A 13,828-nucleotide genomic window follows, 5' to 3' on the forward strand; every position below is an offset into this window, starting at 1 on the left:
ATCGGCGTCGGTGCGGACAACACGTACGGCCACCCGACCCGCTCGGCGCTGGACATGCTCGAGGCCGCGGGCACCCGCGCCTACCGGACCGACCAGCAGGGGACCGTGGTCGTCGGACGGGACGGACCCGACGCCCTCCGGGTGTGGACGGAGCGTTCGGCGTCAGCGGTCGCCCGTAGGATCGAGGCATGGCCGCCAAGAAGCCCGTCCGCGCCGCAGCGAAGATCGACCAGGTGCCCTGGTCGGGCATCCGCCCTGCGCCGGTGGTGCTCGTCACGGGGCCCGAGACCTTCCTCGCCGAGCGAGCGAGCAGCGTTCTGCGCGACCTGCTCCTGGGCGAGGACCCCGCGCTCGAGGTGCACGACCTCGAAGCCGACCAGTACGCTCCCGGCCTCCTCGCAACCCTCGCGAGCCCGTCCCTGTTCGGTGAGCCCCGACTGGTCCGGGTCACCAACGTCGAGAAGTGCACCGACGCGTTCATCACCGAGACGATCTCGTACCTCGGTGCCCCGGCGGACGACGTCACGCTCGTGCTGCGCCACGGCGGGGGAGTGCGCGGCAAGAAGCTGCTCGACACGATCCGCAGCGGTGTCGGCGGGGGCGTCGAGGTGCAGTGCGACGAGCTCAAGCGCGAGACCGACCGGATCGACTTCGTCACGGCGGAGTTCCGCGCTGCCCGACGGAAGATCGCGCCCTCGGCGGTTCGTACCCTCGTCGCGGCGTTCGCGGACGACCTGGCCGAGCTCGCGGCTGCGTGCCGGCAGCTCCTCGCGGACGAGGCCGCCGAGATCACGGACAAGGTGGTCGACAAGTACTACGGCGGCCGCGTCGAGACGAACGCGTTCAAGGTCGCCGACATCGCACTCGCCGGCCGTTCGGCCCCGGCGATCGTCGAGTTGCGGCACGCGCTCTCCACGGGCGAGGCTCCGGTGCCGATCGTGGCGGCGTTCGCGTCGAAGATCCGCACGATGGCGAAGGTCAGTGCCTTCCGCGGGCCGAGCGGGCAGGCCGCCTCGGCGCTCGGCATGGCGCCGTGGCAGGTGCAGCGGGCGCAGCGTGACGTCGCGGGGTGGAGCGAGTCCGGGCTCGCGAACGCGATCATCAGCATCGCCGAGGCCGACACCGCCGTGAAGGGTGGCTCGCGCGACGCGCACTACGCGCTCGAGGTCATGGTCCGCACCATCGCCCGGCGCGGCGAGGCGCGCTGAGGCGAGCCGCGCCTCCAGAGCCGCAGCCGCTCGCCCGCAAGCCGAGCCCGCCCGCCGGACCGCGCCGAACCCGGCCGCCCGCCGGGTCGAGCTGAGCCCGCCCGCCGGGCCGAGCTGAGCCCGCCCGCCGGGCCCACGATGTCGCACGGCACTGCGCGCGTCGTGCGACATCCCGCTTGTCGATCGACGCGCACTTCCTCGAAAGCCGCGTGGTTCCCCGCACGCGCCCGCACGCGCCCCGCACACGCAAACAGGCCCCGCACACGCAAACAGGCCCCGCACGGAACGGTGCGGGGCCTGCAGACCAGAAGGGTCAGTGCGTCAGAGCGACGCGACCTTCTTCGCGATGGCCGACTTGCGGTTCGCGGCCTGGTTCTTGTGGATGACGCCCTTGCTCACGGCCTTGTCGAGCTTCTTCGACGCGAGGGTCAGGGCCGCGACGGCCTTGTCCTTGTCGCCAGCGACGACGGCCTCGTTCGTGTGACGGATGACCGTCTTGAGCTCCGAACGGTAGGCCTTGTTGCGCTCCTGGGCCTTGAGGTTGGTCTTGATGCGCTTCATCTGCGACTTGATGTTCGCCATGCGTGTTGCTCCTTGATCGTCTCTACGGGTGGTCGCGACCGCTGGGTAGAGGGGCCCTTGGTCGCATCGCGTTCCACCCGTGGGCGGGGAACGCGGAAGCCAGCCACCAACATTACCAGGCCGAAGCGTCTGGACCAAAGCACCGAAACGCCGAAACCGTGCCGCAACAACCGTTCGCTACCGTGACGAGCATGCCATCGCTCGCGCCCCGCATCGAGACCGTCCCCGCCTCCGGCATCCGCCGCGTGTTCGAGCAAGCCGCGCGCATGCAGGCCGAGCAGACGGACCAGGCGACCGGCACGGACATCGCGATGCTCGTCATCGGCGAGCCCGACGTGCCCGTCGCGGCGCACATCGGCGAGGCCGCCCGGCGCGCCTGGACCGAGGACCGCACCGACTACACCCCGAACGGTGGCATCGCCCCGCTGCGGGAGGCGATCCGCGACAAGCTCCACCGCGAGAACCGGATCGAGGTCGACGTCGAGCAGATCTGGATGACGATCGGCGCGACGCAGGCGCTCTTCCAGGCGATGACCCTCGTGCTGAGCCCCGGTGACGAGGTCCTCGTGCCGGACCCCGGCTACACGACCTTCACGATGAACGCCCACATCATCGGAGCGACCCCGGTGCCGTACCGGCTCGAGCCGCAGTACGGGTTCGAGCCGGACCTGCAGGCCCTCGAGGCGAGCATCACCGAGCGGACCCGCGCCCTCGTCGTGAACTCGCCGTCGAACCCGCTCGGCTCGGTGTTCGGCGAGCAGACCCTCCGCGACCTGCTCGCCCTGGCGAAGCGGCACGACCTCTGGGTGATCAGCGACGAGGTCTACGAGTACTTCACCTACGGCACCCGCCACGTCAGCCTGGCGAGCCTCGACGAGGACGACCGTGTCTTCACCGCCTTCTCGCTGAGCAAGACCTACGCGATGACGGGCGTCCGTGTCGGGTACCTCGTCACGCCGAAGGGACTCGGCCCGACGATGCGGACGACCCAGGAAGCGATGATCAGCTGCGTCGCCGAACCCGACCAGTGGGCTGCCCTCGCGGCGATCGTGGGGGACCACTCCGCCGTGCAGGACGCCCGCGAGCACTACCGCGCCAACCTCGGTGTCGCGAAGGAAGTGCTCGACGCCGCCGGCATCCACTACCTCGACCCGCGCGGCGCCTTCTACCTGTGGATCGACATGTCCCACGCCTCGCAGGGGGACGTCGTTGAGTGGGCGCTCGGGTTCCTCCAGCGGGAGCGGGTCGCCGTGGCGCCCGGGAGCGCGTTCGGCCGGACCGGCGAGGGCTGGATCCGTGTCTGCCTCGCGGCGACGCCGGCGGACCTGCGCCGCGGACTGGGTGCGCTGCCGGCGCCGGAGCACGCCGTCGTCTGACGGGACGTGCGCGCCGCCGCCGCGCGGACGTGGGACAATCGTTCGACCGTCCGACCCACCCCGAGGAACCGTGAGCCCACAAGCATCCGCGCCGCTCGAGCCCGCCTCGACCCCGGCCGACGCGATCCGCAACTTCTGCATCATCGCGCACATCGACCACGGCAAGTCCACGCTGGCCGACCGCATGCTGCAGATCACCGGCATCGTCGAGGACCGCGCCATGCGTGCGCAGTACCTCGACCGCATGGACATCGAGCGCGAGCGCGGCATCACGATCAAGTCCCAGGCGGTGCGCATGCCGTGGGAGCTCGACGGGCAGACGTACGCGCTCAACATGATCGACACGCCCGGTCACGTGGACTTCTCGTACGAGGTGTCCCGGTCGCTCGCGGCGTGCGAGGGAGCGATCCTCCTGGTCGACGCGGCGCAGGGCATCGAGGCCCAGACGCTCGCCAACCTCTACCTGGCGCTCGAGAACGACCTCGAGATCATCCCGGTCCTCAACAAGATCGACCTGCCGGCGGCCGAGCCGGAGAAGTACGCGGCCGAGCTCGCGCAGCTCATCGGCGGCTCGCCGGACGACGTCCTGCGCGTGTCCGGCAAGACCGGCGTGGGCGTCGCCGAGCTGCTCGACCGGGTCGTCGGCTCCGTGCCGGCCCCCGTGGGCGACGTGGACGCTCCGCCCCGCGCGATGATCTTCGACTCGGTCTACGACAGCTACCGCGGCGTCGTGACCTACGTGCGGATGGTGGACGGCACGATCCACCCGCGCGAGAAGGTCCAGATGATGTCGACCAAGTCGACGCACGAGATCCTCGAGATCGGCGTGTCCGCGCCCGAGCCGAAGCCGACGAAGGGCCTCTCCGTCGGCGAGGTCGGTTACCTCATCACCGGTGTGAAGGACGTCCGCCAGTCGAAGGTCGGCGACACGGTCACGACGGCGCAGAAGCCCGCGACCGAGGCGCTGGCCGGGTACACCGACCCGAAGCCGATGGTGTTCTCGGGCCTGTACCCGATCGACGGCTCCGACTACCCGGACCTCCGCGAAGCGCTCGACAAGCTCAAGCTGTCCGACGCCGCCCTCGTGTACGAGCCGGAGACGTCGGTGGCGCTCGGCTTCGGCTTCCGCTGCGGCTTCCTCGGTCTGCTCCACCTCGAGATCATCACCGAGCGCCTCAGCCGCGAGTTCGGGCTCGACCTCATCACCACGGCTCCGAGCGTGATCTACGAGGTCACGAACGAGGACAACACCGTCACCGAGGTCACGAACCCCTCCGAGTTCCCCGGCGGCCGCATCGTCGAGGTCCGCGAGCCGATGGTCCGTGCGGCCATCCTCGCGCCGAAGGACTACGTGGGCGCGATCATGGAGCTGTGCCAGTCGCGCCGCGGATCGCTGCTCGGCATGGAGTACCTCGGCGAGGACCGCGTCGAGATCCGGTACGAGATGCCCCTCGGCGAGATCGTCTTCGACTTCTTCGACCAGCTGAAGAGCAAGACCCAGGGCTACGCGTCGCTCGACTACGAGCCCACGGGTGACCAGGCGGCCGACCTCGTGAAGGTCGACATCCTGCTCCAGGGCGAGCAGGTCGACGCGTTCAGCGCGATCGTGCACCGCGACAAGGCGTACGCCTACGGCACGCTGATGACCGAGCGTCTGCGCAAGCTCATCCCGCGCCAGCAGTTCGAGGTCCCGATCCAGGCCGCCATCGGTGCCCGGATCATCGCCCGCGAGAGCATCCGGGCGATGCGCAAGGACGTCCTCGCGAAGTGCTACGGCGGTGACATCACCCGCAAGCGCAAGCTCCTCGAGAAGCAGAAGGAGGGCAAGAAGCGCATGAAGATGGTGGGTCGTGTCGAGGTCCCGCAGGAAGCCTTCATCGCGGCGCTCTCCGGCGACGTCGAAGAGAAGAAGAAGTAGCGGAGCGCGTCAGACGCGGCGGGCGCGAGCCCGCAACGCTGCCAGGCCCAGTGCCGGGAGGCTCGCCGCAGCCAGTCCCGCGAGTGCGGTCCGCAGGATGACGAGTCCGGCAGCCGTGTCGTAGTCGACCTGCGCCGCCGCGGCGAACCCGGCCACCACCGACCCGACCACCATCGCCAGCGTGCAGAACCCGAGCACGTAGGGCAGCCGGCGTGCCGAGTGTCGGCGCACCGCGAGCACGAGCGTCACCCCGAACAGGAGCACTCCCGCTCCGGCGCTGCACGCCCCGAACGCGGCGATGGCGTTCGCGGTGTCGAACACGTCGACGTCTCCCGGCGGCGTCGTGACGTACCGGGAGGGAGCGCCGAGGCCGGCCGTCGCCCACTCGACCGCGGCCCGTGCCGTCGCCGACAGTCCGAACGCCGCGAGCGTCAGGACGGCGAACGCGGCCGTCGTGCGGTCGACGGACCGCGCGTGAGCGAGGGGGGAGCGGGGCACGCACCCACGATAGGGGCGTGTCGGACGGGTGTCGGGCCTCCAGTTCGGGGCGCGCGGAAAGCGGACCGCCGGTTGCGCACCCGAGGACGACTCGGTTCGATCCGGGGGACGAGTCCCCAGTACAGTGGGCCGCATGAGTACCCGCGGGAGCTACCGGACCGCCCTGACGTACGGAGCCGTGGGTGCGACCCAGGCGCCGGACCTCATGACGTACCCGCCGGAGGGGTTCGCCCCGTCCGAGTCGCGCTCCCGGATCGGCCACGGCGACCAGCGCTTCGAGACCGCGGTGACCCAGGCCCTGACCTGGCAGATCCAGGAGCGCAGCGGGATCCGCGTGCACGTCGAGGAACAGCCCGACGACGACGAGGTCCGCTACAACCCGGTGACCTTCGACGAGGACGGCGTGCCGATCGCCCCGGCTTCGATCGGGACGCCCCGGGTGGAGAAGTTCGCCCCGGACGGCACGCCGCTCGTGACGGCGGGGACGAGCGCGACGCTGACGATGCACGCGTTCGGCCAGACGGTGCAGGCGCCGGTCCGGGTCGTCTCGATCATCGACGAGACCGACCGCAAGGGCTTCGCGTACGGCACGCTCGAGGGGCACCCGCTCTCGGGCGAGGAGTCCTTCGTCGTCGAGCGGACCCCGGACGGCTCGGTGTGGTTGCAGATCCGGCAGTTCTCACAGCCGTCCAGCCGCAAGTGGCAGTTCGTGGCCCCGTTGCTCCGTCGGCAGCAGCGCGTGATGGCGCAGAAGTACCTCGAAGCGCTCCGCGGCGACTAGGTCTGCTCGGCTAGGAGTCCTCGCCGACCGGGCGGAGCGGCGGCAGCGCCGCGATGGCGTCCTCGATGAGTGACGCGTCGTCGACACAGTTCCGAGCGATCGTCACGGCACCGGTGGCGCGGAGCGCGTCGACGTCGAACACTCCGGTCGCCACCGCGAGGAACGGGATCCCGACGGCCTCGGCTGCCTCGCCGTCCCGCGGGGTGTCCCCGACGATGACGGCCCGGGTGCCCGCGAGGGCCTCGGCAGCACGTGCGGTCACCCCGCTGCGCTCGACCTCGGCATCCCCGAAGTACGAGTGCTCCCAGTCGAACGCGTCGACGTCGAACCCGGCGCCCTGCAGCTTGACGCGGGCGCGGTAGGGGGAGTTGCCGGTCAGCAGGCCGTTGCGCCAGCCGAGCTCGGCGAACCGTCGGACGAGGGCGATCGCGCCCGGAGCCGGACTCCGGTGGTCGCCGGACACGTGCCGTTCCTCGGTCAGGTCGTGCAGGTGGCGGCTCACGGTGGGGATGAGCGAGTCGTCCAGGTCGTGGGCCCGGACGTGCTCGGCGATGAGCCCGGCGTCGGTGCGGCCGTGCTGGTGTCCGACGCGGAGGACGAGGTCACGACCCACCGCCCGCTCGAGCGCGAGGTGGTAGAGGTTGCCCGGCGAGGAGGCGTTCATCACGAGGGTGCCGTCGATGTCCCACAGCACCGTGGTGGGGACGGGGTGGTGCTCCATGTCTCCATCATGACGGACAATGGAGTCCATGCCGAGTGCTCTCCCGATCGCCGATCCCGCACCAGCGGACGGGCTGCTCTCGCCCGCGGCGTCCGCGGGTGACGTCCCGTTCGGCGTGTACGTGCACGTGCCGTTCTGCCGCGTGCGGTGCGGCTACTGCGACTTCAACACCTACACGGCGTCCGAGCTGCGCGGGGTCCGGCGGGACGACTACGCCGGGCACGCCGTGCAGGAGATCCGCTTCGCGGCGGACGTCCTCGACCGCTCCGGCGTCCCGCGGCGCCCGGTGTCGACGGTGTTCTTCGGCGGGGGGACGCCGACGATGCTGCCGGCGTCCGACCTCGTGATGATCCTGCGGGCGATCGACGACACCTGGGGCATCCTGCCCGGGGCCGAGGTCACGACCGAGGCGAACCCGGACTCCGTCGACGAGTCGTCCCTGGCGACGCTGCGCGCCGGTGGGTTCACCCGCGTGAGCTACGGCATGCAGTCCGCGGTGCCGCACGTGCTCGCGACGCTCGACCGGACGCACGACCCCGAGCGCGTGCCGCTCGTCGTGGACGCCGCGAAGCAGCAGGGGCTCGACGTCTCGCTCGACCTCATCTACTCGACGCCGGGCGAGTCCCTCGACGACTGGCGCACCTCGCTCGACGCGGCCCTGGCGTGTGCGCCCGACCACGTCTCGGCGTACTCGCTCATCGTCGAGGACGGCACCGCGATGGGTCGGATGGTCGCACGCGGCGAGCTGCCGGCGCCGGACGACGACCTCGCGGCGGACATGTACGAGCTGGCCGACCAGGTCCTCGGCGACGCCGGGTACTCCTGGTACGAGGTCTCGAACTGGTCCCGCGGCGACCACCACGCGAGCCGGCACAACCTGTCCTACTGGAAGGGCCACGACTGGTGGGGCGTCGGCCCGGGCGCGCACTCCGCGGTCGCCGGCACCCGCTGGTGGAACGTGAAGCACCCGGCCGCGTACGCGAACCGGGTGCTGCAGGGCGAGTCGCCCGCGGCGGGCCGCGAGACCCTCGACGACGAGACCCGGTACGTCGAGCGCGTGCTGCTCGCGGCGCGGGTCCGCGGTGAGCTGGCGACGAGCGAGCTGGGCCAGGAGGCACGGGGCCGCGTCGCCGGCCTCATCGCACGTGGGCTCGTGGACGGGTCGGCCGCGGTGCGGGGACGGATCGAGTTGACCCTGCGGGGTCGCCTGCTCGCGGACGCGGTGGTCCGCGAGCTGCTCGACTGAGCTACTGCTTGATGAACTCGATCGAGAGCGGGTAGCGGTAGAACTGCCCGCGGTTGGCGGCGACGGCGGCCATGATCCCGAAGATGATCGTCAGGATCCCGATCACCGGCAGGAGCACCGCGCCGATCAGCACGATGGTCAAGAGGCCCGCGGCGACGTAGGCGATCGCCATCGTGATGTGGAAGTTCAGCGCCACGCGCGTGTGCTCGCGGATGAAGCCGCCGCGATCGCGCAGGACGAGGTAGGCCACGAGCGGCGCGACGAAGTTGAAGAAGATCCCCGCCGATGTGCGTGAGCGTGGCCCAGAGGCGCTGGTCCTCGGGCGACATGGGCTGGGGCGGCTGGTACCCGCCCGGGAACTGGGGGCCACCGGGCTGCTGTCCGTAGGTCATGGCGGAAGCGTACTGGCAGGCGTGTGGAGAAGTCCCGGTCCGTCGGTGGTCGGGCGTAGGATCAGCAGTCGACACGTCCGAGTGCCAGATCGAGTGGAAGGGGTCCGGGTGGTCAGCGAACGCAGCCTCGAGGTCCTCAAGGCCATCGTGCGGGACTACGTCGCGTCACGCGAGCCGGTCGGTTCGAAGACGATCGTCGAGCGGCACGCCTTCGGGGTCAGCGCCGCCACGATCCGGAACGACATGGCCCAGCTCGAGGACGAGCAGCTCATCGCGGCACCGCACACCTCGTCCGGTCGCGTCCCCACCGACAAGGGGTACCGCGTCTTCGTCGACCACCTCGCCGGCGCGCGGCCGCTGTCCAGCGCCCAGCGGCACGCGATCGAGACGTTCCTCGGGGCGCCGAACGACCTCGACGAGGTCCTCGGCCGCACGGTCCGGCTGCTCAGCCAGCTCACGAACCAGGTGGCCCTCGTGCAGTACCCCTCGATGGTGCGCGCGCGTGTCCAGCACATCGAGCTCGTCCGCCTCGGCGACAACCGCCTGATGGTGGTGCTCATCACCGACACCGCCCGGGTCGAGCAGCGCGTCGTCGAGACCGACGTGGCGCTCGACGAGGGCTCGCTCACCGAACTCCGCACGGTGGTGAACGGCGCCGGCGTCGGGCTGCTGCTGCAGGACGTCTCGACGGCGCTCCGCGCGGTGCCGCAGCAGATCCGCCCCGACGCCCAACCGCTCGCCGGGGTCGTCGTCGCGACGCTCATCGAGCAGGTCGCCGCCAACCGGCAGGACCGCCTGGTGATGGCCGGTGCGGCGAACCTCGCCAAGAGCGAGCAGGACTTCTCGGGCGGGCTCTTCCCCGTGCTCGAGGCGATCGAGGAACAGGTGACCCTGCTCCGCCTGTTCGGTGAGATGCAGATCGACGACGGCGTCGCGGCGCGCATCGGCGTGGAGAACGCCGAGTACGGGCTCGACGCGACGAGCATCGTCGCCGGCGGGTACCTGGCCGGCGGCGAACTCGCCCGGCTCGGCGTGCTCGGGCCGACCCGGATGGACTACGGCACGAACATGGCCGCCGTGCGCGCCGTCGCACGGTACCTGTCCAAACTCCTGGGTGAACATTGACCAGGTGCCCACGCGCCTGAGCGAGCCGGTCCCGACGGGGCGACCCGCGCCTCCAGGCCCACCGACGACCACCAGAACCGCGGCGACCGCCGCACCCGACCGACCGAACCGAACCGACTGAGGGATACGTGGCAGACCACTACGACGTCCTCGGCGTCCAGAAGGACGCCTCCGATGCCGACATCAAGAAGGCGTACCGCCGTCTGGCGCGCGAACTGCACCCGGACGTGAACCCGAGCCCCGACGCGGCCGAGCGCTTCAAGGACGTCACGCACGCGTACGACGTGCTGAGCGACCCCGAGCAGCGCCGCCGGTACGACGCCGGGCCCCAGGCCGACAGCCCCTTCGGTGGCGGAGCCGGCGGGTTCAGCGACATCTTCGACGCGTTCTTCGGTGGCGGCGGCGGTGGCGGTCGTGGCAACGGCCCGCGCAGCCGTGCCGAGCGCGGACAGGACGCCCTGCTCCGCATCGACGTCGACCTCGACGAGGTCGTCTTCGGCACCCACAAGGACGTCGAGGTCGACACCGCGGTGCTGTGCGAGACGTGCGGCGGTTCCTGCTGTGCGCCGGGCACGAGCCCGCAGACGTGCGACATCTGCGGCGGCACCGGCCACATCCAGCGCCAGGTCCGCTCGCTCCTCGGCAACGTCGTGACGAGCGCGCCCTGCGGCACCTGCCGCGGGTACGGCACCGTCATCCCGAACCCGTGCCCCACGTGCCAGGGCCAGGGACGCGTCCGCGCCCGCCGCACGGTGCCGGTCGACGTCCCCGCCGGCGTCGACTCCGGGCTCCGCCTGCAGATGCCCGGCCAGGGCGAGGTCGGTCCGGCCGGTGGCCCCTCCGGTGACCTCTACCTCGAGATCCGGGTGCGCCACCACGACGTGTTCAGCCGCGACGGGGACGACCTGCTCGCCACGCTCGAGGTCGCGATGACCGACGCCGTGCTCGGGACGACCGCGACGATCGACGGGCTCGACGGCCCGGTCGAGCTCGAGGTCCGGCCGGGTGTGCAGAGCGCCGACGTCCTCGTGATCAAGGACCGCGGCATCACGAAGCTCCGGGGCAACGGTCGCGGCGACCTCCGGGTCGGTGTGCAGGTCGTGACGCCGACGAAGCTCTCGCACAAGGAACGGCAGCTCGTCGAGCAGCTCGCGAAGTCGCACAAGGCCGCGAAGCCGCAGCTCGCCCGCTTCCAGCAGGGCATGTTCGGCAAGCTCCGCGACCGGTTCTTCAACTTCTGATGGCGTCGCTCTACCTCGTCGGGTCGCTCGACGGCGTCACGGTCGGCGACACCGTCCCGCTCGACGGGGCGGAGGGACGCCACGCCGTCACGGTCGCCCGGGTCCGGGTGGGGGAGACGCTGCGCCTGTCCGACGGTCGTGGCACCGTCGTGACCGGGGCCGTGGCCGCGCTCGGGCGGGACACGCTCTCCTTGGCGGTGTCCACGGTCGCCGTCGACGACGCACCCACACCGACGCTCACGCTCGTGCAGGCGCTCGCGAAGGGCGGCCGCGACGAGATGGCGGTGCAGGCGGCGACCGAGATCGGTGTCGACCGGATCGTGCCGTGGTCGGCGGCCCGCAGCGTCTCCCGCTGGGACGGCGCGAAGGTCGAGAAGGGCCGCGCACGCTGGACGGCGATCGCGCACGAGGCGTCGAAGCAGGCGATCCGTTCCCGGGTGCCCGTCGTCGACGCGCCGGTGACGACCGGGCAGCTCGCGGCTCCGGCTCCCGGTGCGGCCGACGGTGCTCGCGCCGTCCTCGTGCTGGACCCGGTCGGCGACGTCCGGCTCTCCGAGTGGGAACCGCCGAGCGACGTCGCCGAGATCGTGCTCGTCGTCGGACCCGAGGGCGGCATCGACGGTTCCGAGTTCGACCGGCTGGTGGCCGCCGGCGCCGTCCGGGTCCGCCTCGGCGACACGGTGCTCCGGACGTCCACCGCCGGCCCGGCCGCGCTCGCCGTCCTCCAGACGCGGCTCGGTCGCTGGTAGCGCCGGGATCGGGAAGGCGTGGCGTCGGTACCGCGTTCTACGATGGAGCCATGAGCACCAGCACGCCCAGCATCTTCTCCCGGATCATCGCGCGCGAGATCCCGGCGACCGTCGTCGCCGAGGACGACCGCGTGATCGCCATCGAGGACATCGCGCCGAAGGCACCCGTCCACGTGCTCGTCATCCCCAAGACCGAGCAGTACCGGAACGTCACCGAGCTCGCAGCCGGTGACCCGGACCTCCTCGCCTACCTGGTCGCCACCGCGCAGCGAATCGCCGACGAGCGCGCCGGCGGCCAGTACCGACTCGTCTTCAACACCGGCGAAGCCGCCGGTCAGACCGTGTTCCACGTGCACGCGCACGTACTCGCAGGTGAACTGCAGGAAGGCACCCTTGCCGGCTAACGAACCAGCACCCACCCCGGCCGACCCGACGGACGTGTCGGCCTCGATCCAGGTCGACGGCATCGCCATGGTGCAGCTGCTCGGCCCACAGGACCGACTGCTCAAGACCGTCGAACGCCAGTACCCCGGCGTCCGCGTGCTCGTGCGCGGCAACGAGGTCACGCTGACCGGTCCCGAACGCGACGTCACGCGCGCACACGCCCTCGTCGACGAGCTCGTCGGCATGGTGAAGCGCGGCCAGGACATCGGGCCGTCCGACATCCCCGTCTCCGCGAAGCTCCTCGACGAGGACCGCAAGCCGTCCGACACCTTCGGCACGCCGATCGTGTCGAGCCGCGGCAAGTCCGTGCGGCCGAAGACCGACGGGCAGCGGGCCTACGTCGACGCCATCGACGAGCACACGATCACGTTCGGCATCGGCCCCGCCGGTACCGGCAAGACGTACCTGGCGATGGCGAAGGCCGTCCAGGCGCTCCAGCGGCGCGAGGTCACCCGGATCATCCTGACGCGCCCCGCGGTCGAGGCCGGCGAGCGGCTCGGCTTCCTGCCGGGCACCCTGACCGACAAGATCGACCCGTACCTGCGTCCGCTCTACGACGCGCTCAACGAGATGATGGACCCCGAGCTGGTCCCGAAGCTCCTGGCCGCCGGCACGGTCGAGGTGGCCCCGCTGGCGTACATGCGCGGACGCACGCTGAACGACTCGTTCGTGGTCCTCGACGAGGCGCAGAACACGACGCCCGAGCAGATGAAGATGTTCCTGACGCGGCTCGGGTTCGGCTCGAAGATGGTCGTCACGGGTGACATCACCCAGGTCGACCTGCCGGGCAACCTGTCCGGGCTCCGGCTCGTCACGCGCATCCTCGGCGAGGTCGACGACATCCACTTCGCCCGCCTCGGCAGCGAGGACGTCGTCCGCCACACGCTCGTCGGACGGATCGTGGACGCCTACACCGTCTACGACGAGGAACGCCTCGCCGAGCAGTCCGGGTACCGCCCGGGCGGCCGGGGCAGCGCCGCCACGCCGAACCCCGCCGGTGCGAACCGCGCCGAGCGCCGGGGGCGTCCGCCGCAGGACCGCCAGCGCTCCCCGTACCCCCAGAACGACTCCCGAGGAGGGAACCGGTGAGCATCGAGCTCAACAACGAGTCCGGCGTCGAGGTCGACGAGGCAGCCATCCAGCGCCTCGCCGCCTTCGCGCTCGACGCGCTCCACGTCCATGCCGATGCGGAGCTCGCGATCGTGCTCGTCGACGAGGGCGCGATGGAGCAGCTGCACGTCCGGTGGATGGACGAACCCGGGCCGACCGACGTCCTGAGCTTCCCGATGGACGAACTCCGTCCGGGCACCGAGGACGACCCGACACCCGCAGGCCTGCTCGGCGACATCGTGCTCTGCCCGCAGGTGGCCGAGGAACAGGCGAAGACCGCCGGGCACTCGAGCACCGACGAGATGCTCCTGCTGACCTGCCACGGCATCCTGCACCTGCTCGGGTTCGACCACGCCGAGCCGGACGAGAAGGCGGAGATGTTCGGGCTGCAGGGCGAGATCCTCACGGCCTTCGCCGCCCAGCGTCGCGGGCGGTGA

Annotated in this window: 15 protein-coding genes; 11 read left to right on the top strand and 4 right to left on the bottom strand. The window is 71.1% G+C overall.

Annotated elements, in window-relative coordinates; genetic code table 11:
* Positions 1-188: 188 nt before the first annotated feature.
* Positions 189-1,208 (top strand): DNA polymerase III subunit delta, encoded by a 1,020-nt coding sequence (holA, locus tag QE359_RS11760; protein ID WP_071294815.1) that lies wholly within the window; start codon positions 189-191, stop codon positions 1,206-1,208.
* A gap of 321 nt (positions 1,209-1,529) precedes the next feature.
* Here the strand turns inward: holA and rpsT are convergent, their stop codons facing one another.
* The gene (gene rpsT, locus QE359_RS11765) at positions 1,530-1,790 is read right to left on the bottom strand and encodes a 30S ribosomal protein S20 (RefSeq protein ID WP_070418682.1); all 261 of its coding nucleotides are present in this window, start codon (positions 1,788-1,790) and stop codon (positions 1,530-1,532) included.
* Positions 1,791-1,981: 191 nt separating this feature from the next.
* On the opposite strand from rpsT, the gene QE359_RS11770 reads away from it, so the two are divergent.
* Together QE359_RS11770 and lepA are read left to right on the top strand one after the other, a co-directional pair.
* Positions 1,982-3,166, top strand: a complete 1,185-nt coding sequence (locus QE359_RS11770) for an aminotransferase class I/II-fold pyridoxal phosphate-dependent enzyme (protein ID WP_309779298.1) — start codon at positions 1,982-1,984, stop codon at positions 3,164-3,166.
* 70 nt (positions 3,167-3,236) lie between these two features.
* Positions 3,237-5,084, top strand: a complete 1,848-nt coding sequence (gene lepA / locus QE359_RS11775; RefSeq protein ID WP_071294816.1) for a translation elongation factor 4 — start codon at positions 3,237-3,239, stop codon at positions 5,082-5,084.
* A gap of 9 nt (positions 5,085-5,093) precedes the next feature.
* Here the strand turns inward: lepA and QE359_RS11780 are convergent, their stop codons facing one another.
* On the bottom strand, positions 5,094-5,582 hold the full coding sequence (locus QE359_RS11780) for a hypothetical protein (RefSeq protein WP_309779300.1): 489 nt from the start codon (positions 5,580-5,582) through the stop codon (positions 5,094-5,096).
* Between the two features lie 133 nt (positions 5,583-5,715).
* On the opposite strand from QE359_RS11780, the gene QE359_RS11785 reads away from it, so the two are divergent.
* Positions 5,716-6,363, top strand: a complete 648-nt coding sequence (locus QE359_RS11785; RefSeq protein WP_070418685.1) for a DUF1990 family protein — start codon at positions 5,716-5,718, stop codon at positions 6,361-6,363.
* A 10-nt stretch (positions 6,364-6,373) separates the two neighbouring features.
* Here QE359_RS11785 and QE359_RS11790 read toward each other — a convergent pair whose 3' ends face one another.
* The gene (locus tag QE359_RS11790; RefSeq protein ID WP_309779301.1) at positions 6,374-7,084 is read right to left on the bottom strand and encodes an HAD family hydrolase; all 711 of its coding nucleotides are present in this window, start codon (positions 7,082-7,084) and stop codon (positions 6,374-6,376) included.
* Positions 7,085-7,112: 28 nt separating this feature from the next.
* Between QE359_RS11790 and hemW the strand changes: the two genes are divergently transcribed.
* Positions 7,113-8,330: a radical SAM family heme chaperone HemW gene (gene hemW / locus QE359_RS11795; RefSeq protein WP_309779302.1), complete on the top strand. Its 1,218-nt coding sequence runs from the start codon at positions 7,113-7,115 to the stop codon at positions 8,328-8,330.
* Position 8,331: 1 nt separating this feature from the next.
* On the opposite strand, the gene QE359_RS11800 is transcribed toward hemW, so the two are convergent.
* A complete protein-coding gene (locus QE359_RS11800) occupies positions 8,332-8,580 on the bottom strand; it encodes a DUF4870 domain-containing protein (protein ID WP_309779303.1) in 249 nt (82 codons plus the stop codon).
* Positions 8,581-8,830: 250 nt separating this feature from the next.
* On the opposite strand from QE359_RS11800, the gene hrcA reads away from it, so the two are divergent.
* The 6 genes from hrcA (at position 8,831) to ybeY (ending at position 13,828) form a co-directional block, all read left to right on the top strand.
* Entirely contained in the window at positions 8,831-9,847 is a 1,017-nt protein-coding gene (gene hrcA / locus QE359_RS11805; RefSeq protein ID WP_070418688.1) for a heat-inducible transcriptional repressor HrcA, read from the top strand.
* A 128-nt stretch (positions 9,848-9,975) separates the two neighbouring features.
* Positions 9,976-11,088 (top strand): molecular chaperone DnaJ, encoded by a 1,113-nt coding sequence (gene dnaJ / locus QE359_RS11810; RefSeq protein WP_071294821.1) that lies wholly within the window; start codon positions 9,976-9,978, stop codon positions 11,086-11,088.
* Positions 11,088-11,837 (top strand): 16S rRNA (uracil(1498)-N(3))-methyltransferase, encoded by a 750-nt coding sequence (locus tag QE359_RS11815; protein ID WP_071294822.1) that lies wholly within the window; start codon positions 11,088-11,090, stop codon positions 11,835-11,837. Before dnaJ ends, QE359_RS11815 begins: the two co-directional genes overlap by 1 nt.
* Positions 11,838-11,887: 50 nt before the next feature.
* Positions 11,888-12,241 (top strand): histidine triad nucleotide-binding protein, encoded by a 354-nt coding sequence (locus tag QE359_RS11820; protein WP_309779306.1) that lies wholly within the window; start codon positions 11,888-11,890, stop codon positions 12,239-12,241.
* Complete coding sequence (locus tag QE359_RS11825; RefSeq protein ID WP_396127733.1) at positions 12,231-13,370, top strand: PhoH family protein; 1,140 nt, start codon at positions 12,231-12,233, stop codon at positions 13,368-13,370. Before QE359_RS11820 ends, QE359_RS11825 begins: the two co-directional genes overlap by 11 nt.
* The gene (gene ybeY, locus QE359_RS11830) at positions 13,367-13,828 is read left to right on the top strand and encodes an rRNA maturation RNase YbeY (protein WP_070418693.1); all 462 of its coding nucleotides are present in this window, start codon (positions 13,367-13,369) and stop codon (positions 13,826-13,828) included. The genes QE359_RS11825 and ybeY overlap by 4 nt, the downstream gene beginning before the upstream one ends.

The organism is Curtobacterium sp. SORGH_AS_0776 (assembly GCF_031453355.1).
GTDB lineage: Bacteria > Actinomycetota > Actinomycetes > Actinomycetales > Microbacteriaceae > Curtobacterium.

What these genes read in the sequence shown, in the direction of transcription:
- holA (WP_071294815.1), top strand. Translation starts at nt 189, where the DNA reads ATGGCCGCCAAGAAGCCCGTCCGCGCCGCAGCGAAGATCGACCAGGTG.
- rpsT (WP_070418682.1), bottom strand. Translation starts at nt 1,790, where the DNA reads ATGGCGAACATCAAGTCGCAGATGAAGCGCATCAAGACCAACCTCAAG.
- QE359_RS11770 (WP_309779298.1), top strand. Translation starts at nt 1,982, where the DNA reads ATGCCATCGCTCGCGCCCCGCATCGAGACCGTCCCCGCCTCCGGCATC.
- QE359_RS11785 (WP_070418685.1), top strand. Translation starts at nt 5,716, where the DNA reads ATGAGTACCCGCGGGAGCTACCGGACCGCCCTGACGTACGGAGCCGTG.
- QE359_RS11790 (WP_309779301.1), bottom strand. Translation starts at nt 7,084, where the DNA reads ATGGAGCACCACCCCGTCCCCACCACGGTGCTGTGGGACATCGACGGC.
- hemW (WP_309779302.1), top strand. Translation starts at nt 7,113, where the DNA reads ATGCCGAGTGCTCTCCCGATCGCCGATCCCGCACCAGCGGACGGGCTG.
- QE359_RS11815 (WP_071294822.1), top strand. Translation starts at nt 11,088, where the DNA reads ATGGCGTCGCTCTACCTCGTCGGGTCGCTCGACGGCGTCACGGTCGGC.
- QE359_RS11820 (WP_309779306.1), top strand. Translation starts at nt 11,888, where the DNA reads ATGAGCACCAGCACGCCCAGCATCTTCTCCCGGATCATCGCGCGCGAG.